General features: G+C 60.7%; 7 protein-coding genes and 1 other RNA gene. 6 read left to right on the plus strand and 2 right to left on the minus strand.

Annotation, left to right across the window (positions count from 1 at the left end; genetic code table 11):
• Positions 1-45: 45 nt before the first annotated feature.
• The 6 genes from H145_RS0117360 (at position 46) to H145_RS0117380 (ending at position 7721) form a co-directional block, all read left to right on the plus strand.
• Complete coding sequence (locus H145_RS0117360) at positions 46-1041, plus strand: YfiM family protein (RefSeq protein ID WP_240471723.1); 996 nt, start codon at positions 46-48, stop codon at positions 1039-1041.
• Positions 1042-1220: 179 nt separating this feature from the next.
• Positions 1221-2426 carry a Smr/MutS family protein gene (locus tag H145_RS0117365; RefSeq protein WP_019949434.1) on the plus strand — a complete coding sequence of 402 codons (1206 nt, stop codon included), beginning with the start codon at positions 1221-1223 and terminating at the stop codon, positions 2424-2426.
• 195 nt (positions 2427-2621) lie between these two features.
• The gene (locus tag H145_RS0117370) at positions 2622-4505 is read left to right on the plus strand and encodes a M1 family metallopeptidase (protein WP_019949435.1); all 1884 of its coding nucleotides are present in this window, start codon (positions 2622-2624) and stop codon (positions 4503-4505) included.
• 417 nt (positions 4506-4922) lie between these two features.
• On the plus strand, positions 4923-5393 hold the full coding sequence (tnpA, locus tag H145_RS0117375) for an IS200/IS605 family transposase (protein WP_019949436.1): 471 nt from the start codon (positions 4923-4925) through the stop codon (positions 5391-5393).
• Between the two features lie 294 nt (positions 5394-5687).
• Positions 5688-6163, plus strand: an RNA gene (rnpB, locus tag H145_RS23505) — RNase P RNA component class A.
• Between the two features lie 379 nt (positions 6164-6542).
• Positions 6543-7721, plus strand: coding sequence for a sigma-54-dependent transcriptional regulator (locus tag H145_RS0117380; protein ID WP_019949437.1), 1179 nt, complete (start codon positions 6543-6545; stop codon positions 7719-7721).
• Between the two features lie 170 nt (positions 7722-7891).
• On the opposite strand, the gene H145_RS0117385 is transcribed toward H145_RS0117380, so the two are convergent.
• Both H145_RS0117385 and H145_RS0117390 read right to left on the minus strand, forming a co-directional pair.
• On the minus strand, positions 7892-8893 hold the full coding sequence (locus H145_RS0117385; RefSeq protein WP_019949438.1) for an acyl-CoA synthetase family protein: 1002 nt from the start codon (positions 8891-8893) through the stop codon (positions 7892-7894).
• A 214-nt stretch (positions 8894-9107) separates the two neighbouring features.
• On the minus strand, positions 9108-9308 hold a 201-nt coding region (locus H145_RS0117390; protein ID WP_026351600.1), incomplete at its 5' end, for an integrase core domain-containing protein.

The following is a 9308-nucleotide window of genomic DNA, read 5'->3' on the forward strand; positions in this document are numbered from 1 at the left end:
TTAGCTGCATTTAGCGTAGTTTTGACCGGATTTTTTTCGCCATCCGTGCCCCTGCCCTCTTCCGGTCTTCGTTCTTTTCTGCGCCTGGGGCTGTTGGCCGGACTGTTGACGCTGGCCGCGCCGGCGCCGGCCCAGATACCACAGGCGGCCCCTGAAGCCCCGATGCCGCAACCGTCCGTTCTGCGCGTGGCCCAGCCGGCCCCGGCCGATAGCCTGCCTGGGGCCAGGCTGCCGCGGCTCAACCAGAGGCTGCCGCTGCTGGCGGGTGGGCTGGTGGTGTCGTACTCGTCGCTGATGCTGGTGCTGAGCAAGGGCTGGTACACGGGCGAGCGAACCGATTTCCACTGGTTCAACGACCTGCCCGAGTGGAAGCAGCTGGATAAGGCCGGGCACTTCTGGGGCGCCTTCCACGAAAGCCGCGGTGCCGTGGACATGCTGCGCTGGGCCGGCGTGCCCGACCGCCGGGCCCTTTGGTACGGCGGCTTCGTGGGCTTCCTGCTGCAAAGCCCCATCGAACTGCTCGACGGCCGCGACCCGGAGTACGGCGCCTCCGCCACCGATTTGGCCGCCAACTTCCTGGGCTCGGCCGGCCTGATTGGCCAGCAGCTGGCCTGGAACGAGGTGCGCATCATGCCCAAGCTCTCCTTCCACCCCACCCGCTACGCCGACCTGCGCCCCAACGTGCTGGGCAGCAACCTGGGCGAGCAGTTTCTGAAGGATTACAACGGCCAGACCTACTGGCTCGCCACCGATGTGGGCGCGTTTCTGCCCGCCGGCAGCCGCTGGCCCCGCTGGCTGCAGCCGGCCGTGGGCTACGGCGCCCAACAGATGGTTTATAACGACCCCGACCGTAACGCCGCGCTGGGTCTGCGCTCCTACCGCCAGTTCTACCTCAGCCTCGATGTGGACCTGCGCCGCATCCCGACCCGCAACAAAGTGCTCAAAAAGGTGTTCTACGCCCTCAGCATCTTCCACCTGCCCGCCCCCGCCCTCGAGTGGAACCCGCGCCGCGGCTTCGTGGCCCACGGGCTGTACTACTAAATCACAGATTTTCGCTGATTTTTGCGCTGATTACGCAGATTCTTTTGGCCATCGGCTCGTTGTATTCAGTCAGCCAAATCAGAATCTCCGTAAGCAAATGGCGACCTTTGCCGGTAGCACGCTGGTTGGATGAACGAATCAGCAAAATCAGCGAAAGAATCAGCGAAAATCTGTGATTTATGAATATTGGAGACCGAGTACGCCTGCTGACCGGGCGCGAAGAAGGCATCATTACCCGCCTGCTCAGCGACGAGCTGGTGGAAGTGGCCATTGATAACGATTTCACCATTCCGGTGCTGCGCCGCGAGATTGTGGTGGTAGCAGCCGAGGAAACCAAGGCCTTCGGCAAGAGTACCGCCGCCGTAGAATCGGAGAAGAAAGCCGCCGCCAGCGGGGCCGATATGGCCGCCAAGGCCGCCAAAAAAGCGGGCATTGCAACCGATGCGTCGGCAGCTACGGCCGCCAAGGGCGAAAGCCCCGCCCCCCTCAAGGCCGACAAAGCCCAGGCGGCGCCGGTGCAGAAGGGTGTTTACCTGGCCCTCACGCACCAGTCGCCCGAGCTGCTGGCGCTGCACCTGGTTAACCACACCGACCGCACCGTGCTCTTTACGCTGGGCGAGGAGAAGGCCGGCGGGCAGTACCGGGCCCTCAAGGCCGGGACACTGGAGGCCAAATCGGCCAGCGAGGCGCTGGGGCACTGGCACCTCAAGGATTTCGACCAGTGGCCGGCGCTGCTGGTGCAGCTGCTGCCGTTCCAGTTCAACAGCCCCAGCGCGTTCGAGCTGGTAAACAAGCGGCAGCAGTTCAAGGCGGCCAGCTTCTATACCAGCCGCCAGCCCAACGTGCCGGTGCTCCAGCGCGAGGCCTACCTGTTCCAGCTCGACGAGAAGCCCGCCGTTCCGGTAGCCCTGCCCCCCGCCGAAACCGGGCAGCCAACCAACGCACCGGCGGCCGCAAAGCCGCAGTCTGGCAACAAGCCACAGCCCAACGACAAGCAGCAGCTGGCCGACAAGCTGAAGGCCCAACTGACCGGAAATGCGCCCGCCAAACCCGCCGCCGTGGCCCCCGCGCCCGAACCGGCCAAAGCCCTGGTAGCGCCGCCCCATGAAGTCGACCTGCATTTGGAGGCGCTGCAACCTGAGGGCGGCACCGAGGGCCTGAGCAACTCGGCCATCCTCAAGCTGCAGCTCGAAGCCTTTGAGGATACGTTGAGCCGCGCGCTGGCCACCAACATGCACGAAATCGTCTACATCCACGGCTCAGGCAACGGCACGCTGCGCAAGGAGTTGCACAAGCTGCTGAGCCGCAACCGCGACATCAAATTCTTCGAGGATTCGATGAAGGAGAAGTTCGGCTACGGCGCCACGCTGGTGCGGTTGAAGTAGACTTGCAGGTAGCTGAGCACTTTAGTTGACGCACTGTCATCCTGAGCGTAGCGAAGGACCTTATCACGTCAGAACTGCCGTAACAACGGTTTGCTCTGACGTGATAAGGTCCTTCGCTGCGCTCAGGATGACAGGCTTTTTGTTGCCCACTCTCCCACCAACTCTCTACCTTGCGGCTTCAACCAGCTTTGCCGCATGAAACTCCCCGCGCTCCTCGCCGCTTCTCTCCTACTGCTGCCCCTCACGCTACCAGCCCAAAAGCTGCCGGTGTCGCGCACCATTCAGGCCACCTACAACAAGGGCACCCGGGCCGAAAACGGGCTGCCGGGCCCCAAGTACTGGCAGAACTCGGCCGACTATAAAATCAAAGTACGTTTCGATCCGGCCACGCGGCTAGTACAGGGCGAAATGGAGGTCGATTACCACAACCAGAGTCCCGACACGCTACGGCAGGTGTGGTTTAAGCTCTACCCTAATCTTTACCAGAAGGGCGCGGCGCGGGCCGGCGGTATGAAGCCGGAGGACGTGGGCGGGGGTATGCAGCTAGAAAAAATCAAAGTAAATGGCCAAGCGGGCTACTTTGATAAGTCACAACCCCAAGGCACCAACTTCGTGTTCGGACCTCCGGTGCTCACCAAACCTATCCTGCCCGGCCAGACGGCCAAGGTTAGTGCCTCCTACTCGTACACGCTGAACGCCGGCTCGCACATGCGCACCGGACAGGTCGAGCCCAACGCCGATTTCGTGGCCTACTTCTTCCCCCGCGTGGCCGTCTACGACGACATCGACGGCTGGAACCGCAACCCCTACCTCGGCTCCCAGGAGTTCTACAACGACTTCGCCAACTTCTCGGTTGATGTTACCGTGCCCAAAAACTTCGTGGTGTGGGCCACCGGCGACCTGACCAACGCCGACCAAGTACTCACCCCAAAGTACGCCCAGCGCCTGCGCCAGGCCGAAACCCAGGACCGTATCACCAGCATCATCACCGAAGACGATCTGAAAAAGGGCGGCATTACGGCCACCAAAAACCCCGAAAACACCTGGCACTTCGAGGCCAAAAACGTAACGGACTTCGTGTTTGCCACCACCGACCATTACGTGTGGCAGTCGAGCAGCCTGGTAGTCGACCCGGCCACCAAGCGCCGCACGCGGGTGGATGCCGTATTCAACCCCAAGCACAAGGACTACGCCGAGGTGGTGGATTTCGCCCGCCAGACGGTGCAGGCCATGAGCTACACCTTCCCGAAGTGGCCCTTCCCCTACTCCCACGAAACCGTGTTCGACGGCCTCGACCAGATGGAGTACCCGATGATGGTGAACGACAACCCCACCGAAACCCGCGAGGACGGCATTACGCTCACGGTCCACGAAATCTTCCACACCATGTTCCCCTTCTATTTGGGAACCAACGAAACCAAGTACGGCTGGATGGACGAGGGCTGGGCCACCATCGGCGAGTGGATTATCTCGGGCATGATTGACCCCAAACTCGACGACAACTACGGCATCGGGCCTTATTCTGCCGGCGCCGACACCGAAGTGGATGTGCCTATTATGACGCTGAGCACCCAGCAAACGGGCACGGCGTTCTACCTCAACTCCTACCCCAAACCCGGCCTGGGCTACCTCTACGTGAAGGATTTGCTCGGCGACGAGCTGTTCACGAAAGCCCTGCACCACTACATCCGCAACTGGCAGGGCAAGCACCCCATGCCCCACGATTTCTTCAATGCGATGAACGCCGGGGCGGGCCGCAACCTCAACTGGTTCTGGCAGCGCTGGTTCTTCGACGCCGGCTACCCCGACCTGGCCATTCAGCAGGTCACCAAAACCGCCACCGGCTACGACGTCATCGTAGAATCCAAAGGCAGCAAGCCCGTCCCCGTCGACCTCACCATCACCTTCGCCGACAACTCGACCGCCAAAATCCACCGCACCATCGGCGTCTGGGAGTCGGGCGCGAAAACCGTTACCGTGCCCGTGCCCACCACCAAAGCCGCGCAGCAGATGAAGCTCGGTGCCACGCTCGTGCCGGATAGCTTCCCGAAGGATAATGTGTGGGTAGCGGGAAAGTAAGCAACAGCAGCCCCGGAGGGGCGACATATCGGTAGCATCAGGTCAGTCGATGACCCGCAAAAGCCCCAGCGGGGCGACACCCATCGTTCAACGGAAGGTGTCGCCCCGCTGGGGCTTTTACGATGGATGCGGCATTCTTTTCTACCGATATGTCACCCCGCCGGGGCTTTTGCGGGGTGTGTGCTGTATCTTCTTTTACCGATATGTCGCCCCGCTGGGGCTTTTGCGGGGGGTGTGCTGTATCTTCTTCTACCGATATGTCGCCCCGATGGGGCTTTTGCGGGGGGTGTGCTGTATCTTCTTCTACCGATATGTCGCCCCGCTGGGGCTGTAGGGAGGAATCCTGTATCTTCTTCTGTCGATATGACGCCCCGTTGGGGCTTGGCGCGTATTTCTTTCCGACTATTTCCCAGCTATATGGCCAATACTTACACTCAAATTCACCTGCATATTGTGTTTGCGGTGAAAGGGCGAATCTCACTTATCCCGTTGAAACACGCGGCGACACTTTACCGATATATAACCGGCATCGTCACTCAGCAAGGCCAGAAGCTGCTTGCCATCAACGGTATGCCCGACCATGTTCATTTGCTCATCGGCTTGCGACCAGATAAAGCGTTATCCGACCTCATGCGGGAGGTAAAAGCTAATTCTGCCAAGTTTATCAATGAGCAGCGCTGGGTAGCCGGGAAGTTTGCCTGGCAGGAAGGCTTCGGAGCTTTTTCCTACAGCGCCTCGCAGTTGCAAACCGTCATCAACTACATCGAGCGGCAGCAGGAACACCACGCTACACGCACGTTCCAGGAGGAATACCGACTTCTGCTGGACCACTTTGGAGTAGCCTATAACCCCGCCTACCTGTTCACATCGCCTGACGACCCCATGTAGTAGAAAGCTTAGCGGAACATACTCCTTACAGCCCCAGCGGGGCGACAGATCGGTAGGAAAGCAGATGCCGTATTCATTATAAAAGCCCCAGCGGGGCGACATATCGGTAGAATAGAATGCTGCATTCGTTGTAAAAGCCCCAGCGGGGCGACACCTTCCGTTGAACGATGGGTGTCGCCCCGCTGGGGCTTTTGCGGGTCATCGACTGACCTGATTGCTACCGATATGTCGCCCCTCCGGGGCTTAGCCAGCTAAATACTCGTATCCATCCAAAACCTGCCTACCTTTGCCCCCGTGATGGGTCGCCCCACCGCGGCGCGGGACGCAAGAACCGCGACGAGGAAAGTCCGGGCAACGCAGAGCACCCTGCTTCCTAACGGGAAGGACGGCGTAGCGTAAAGCCGCGTCGGACAGCCAGTGCCACAGAAAATAACCGCCTGCTAGGTCTTAGAGATTTAGGGCTTAGGTTTTAGTGTTCGTCACTAAGGCCCTAAGTCCCTAAAACCTAAGCCCTAAAAAGGTAAGGGTGAAAAGGTGCGGTAAGAGCGCACCAGCGGCTGGGCGACCAGTCGGCTGGGTAAACCTCAGGGGTTGAAAGACCAAATAAGCCAGCACGTCGGCCCCGCTTCCAGGGGCTGGCACCGGGCGGCTCGTCCGGCGCTGGCGGGTAGGTTGATGGAGCCTTTCGGCAACGACTGGCCTAGATAAATGGTGGGGCCGCCCGCCCTCGGGCAGGCAGACAAAACCCGGCTTACAGACTCATCACGCCACCTCACACGGCCGCCGTAGCATTAGCTGCGGCGGCCGTTGGCGTTACGGGGCGCGGGCCAGAACCGACCGACCGATCGAAGTTAAATCAGTTGTTTTTGGCCCAAGCAGATGTTCCAGTTGTCTTCCAACGATTGGTTTCGTGCTCCCCAATGTTCCGGGAGGCTTCCAACGATTGGTTTTGTGCTCCCGGGCCTTCAGGTAGGCTTCCAATGATTAGTTTCGTGCTCCCGGGCTTTCAGGTGGTACCTAAACGATTGGTTTTATTCTCCCCGACGTTCCCGTTGCCTTGCAACGATTGGTTTGGGGTTGGGAAACGGGCGGCAAATACCCTTTCGGACTACATTTCGTTACTTTGGTTTTCGCACTCTAATCCTGTCTATGCCCCGCCTACTTATAATCGACGACGAGAAAGCCATCCGGCACACGCTCAAGGAAATCCTTGAATACGAGAGCTACAAAGTGGATGAGGCCGCCGACGGCCCCACGGGCCTCGACATGCTCATCCAGGAGAAGTACGACGTGGTGCTCTGCGACGTGAAGATGCCCAAAATGGACGGCCTCGAAGTGCTGGAGCGCGCCCGCGTGCTGGCCCCGCACTCCACCTTCATCATGGTCTCGGCCCACGGCAACGTAGAAATGGCGGTGGAAGCCACCAAGAAAGGCGCCTACGACTTCATCCAGAAGCCGCCAGACCTCAACCGCCTGCTCGTGACGGTGCGCAACGCCCTCGACCATGTGCAGCTCGCCACCGAAACCACTAAGCTTTCCAGCGAGAACAAAACGCTCAAGAAGAAGCTGGCCAAAAGCTCGGAAATGATTGGCGAGTCGGCCGGGTTGCAGGCCGTGCGCAAGGCCATCGAGAAGGTGGCCCCCACCGATGCGCGCGTGCTGATAACCGGCCCCAACGGCGCGGGCAAGGAGATGGTGGCCCGGCAGCTGCACGAGCTGAGCCAGCGCAGCGGCGGCCCCATGGTAGAGGTGAACTGCGCCGCCATCCCGTCGGAGCTGATTGAGTCGGAGCTGTTCGGCCACGAGAAGGGCTCGTTTACCTCGGCCGTGAAGCAGCGCATCGGCAAGTTCGAGCAGGCCGACGGCGGCACCCTGTTTCTGGACGAAATCGGCGATATGAGCCTCTCGGCCCAGGCCAAAGTGCTGCGGGCGCTCCAGGAAAACAAGATTACCCGCGTGGGCGGCGAGAAGGAAATTTCGGTGAACGTGCGCGTGCTGGCGGCCACCAACAAGGATTTGCTCCAGGAAATTGCCGACCGTAACTTCCGCGAAGACCTCTACCACCGCCTCTCCGTCATTCTCATCCCCGTACCCTCCCTCAACGAGCGCCGCGACGATGTGCCCCTGCTCATCGACAAGTTCCTCAAAGACATTGCCCAGGACTACGGTAACAAGCCCAAGAGAATCGACGATAAGGCCCTCGCCTACCTGCAGGGCCTCGACTGGCGCGGCAACATCCGCGAGCTGCGCAACGTGGTCGAGCGTCTCGTGATAATGAGCGACGCCACCATTACCGAGGCCGACGCCAAGGCCTTTGCGGGTAAGTAATTCCTGTCATTGCGAGCGGAGCGAAGCAATCTGTCTGTACAAAAAGCAAAGCCCAATAAAACTATAAAGTCCCTATCGTCAGTGCGGGCGTCAGGGGCTTTGCGCTTGATAAGATTTGTCATTTTGTACAGACAGATTACTTCGCTCCGCTCGCAATGACAGGTGTGTGCTCACACCAACTGATTACAGCCCCGGATATCCGAGTTATCCAGTCGGCCGAGCACCTCGAACGAGCCGTCGGGGTGCAGGCGGGCCAGGTCCTTGGTTTCAATAAAGGCGCAGCTGTCGATGTTGGCCAGGTCGATGACGTTGAGGGCGCCGCTGGTTCGGGTGGCGGAGACGGAGAATGGGTCGGACGGGTCGCGGAGCAGGATTTGCAGCTGGGGCGGGGCCCAGAAACGGCCGTCGCCGAAGCTGTATGCCTGGCCCAGCAACTCGGTCATGCCGTACTCGGAGTGGATGCCGGCCGGGCCGAACCCGCGTTGTAGTTCGGCGTGCAACTCTTCCCGAACCATCTCGCGGCGGCGGCCCTTCATACCGCCGGTTTCCAGCACCGTCAGGCCCTGCAGTTCGGGGCGGCCGGCGTGGGCGTCCACGAAGTCGAGCAGCGCGTAGCTCACCCCAATCAGCAGCACTTTGCGGCCCGGCTGTGCCTTGGCTTCGGCCAGCGCAGCCAGCAGCGCGGCGTGGTCGTGCAGGAAAAAGGCGGGCTGCGGCTGGCCCGAGGCCTGCGCGAAGTGCTCGACCATGGCTACCAGCGACGAGCCGCCCTGCTCCAGGTACGAGGGCAGCAGCGCCAGCACCGTCCAGCCCGTGAGGGGGCCGTAATACTGCTCGAAAATGCGCTGGGCGTGCTGGCGGTACAATTCGGGCTGGCGGACGTGGTGCTGGCTGCGCTGCTGCAGGGTGGTGCCGCTACTGAGGAAGGTTTCGGCCGGTGCCCAATCGGCGGCGTCCGTGCGCACGTCGTGGGTTTTGAAGAACTCGATGGGCAGAAATGGAATCTGCTCCAGGCTTTCCACCTCGGACAGGTCGCGGCCCAAAGCGGCCAGGTAGGCGGCGTACGGCGCGCAGTGGCGGGCCTGGTAGCGGAACAGGGCCAGGGCGGCGGCCGGGGCGGTGGCAGCCGTCAGGTGGGGCAGGTTTTGCAGGTAGTCTTCGCGGAAACTCATTTCTATAGCCGGCAGTTAGCCAGATGTTGAACAATGCGGGCGGCAGTCCGTTCGTTCAGATGCGGTAACTTTCAGCTACCTTTCTCCTGTTGCCGACCACCAGCGCCGGCTTTCCTCTTTACGCTCGTTTTTATGCGCTCCTCTCGTACTGACCCGTCCTGAAAAGCGTTGACCGTTTTTGTTGTTAGTCCGGATTTCTATTGACCAACCGAAGTTAGTCCGTTTTTTCGTTGACCACGCTATCGTCCACGACCTGCTGGCGGTAGTAGTTGCGCCATCGCCGTTTCAGCTTCCCCTCTTTCTGATGCGCCTGATCCGGCACCAGCATGTCACAGCTCAGGTGGGGACGCTGGTAGTTGTAGAGGTGCACGGCCTGTTGCAGTACCGTTTGTGCCTGCGCCAGCGAGTACACGCG

This window comes from Hymenobacter aerophilus DSM 13606 (genome assembly GCF_000382225.1).
Lineage (GTDB): Bacteria > Bacteroidota > Bacteroidia > Cytophagales > Hymenobacteraceae > Hymenobacter > Hymenobacter aerophilus.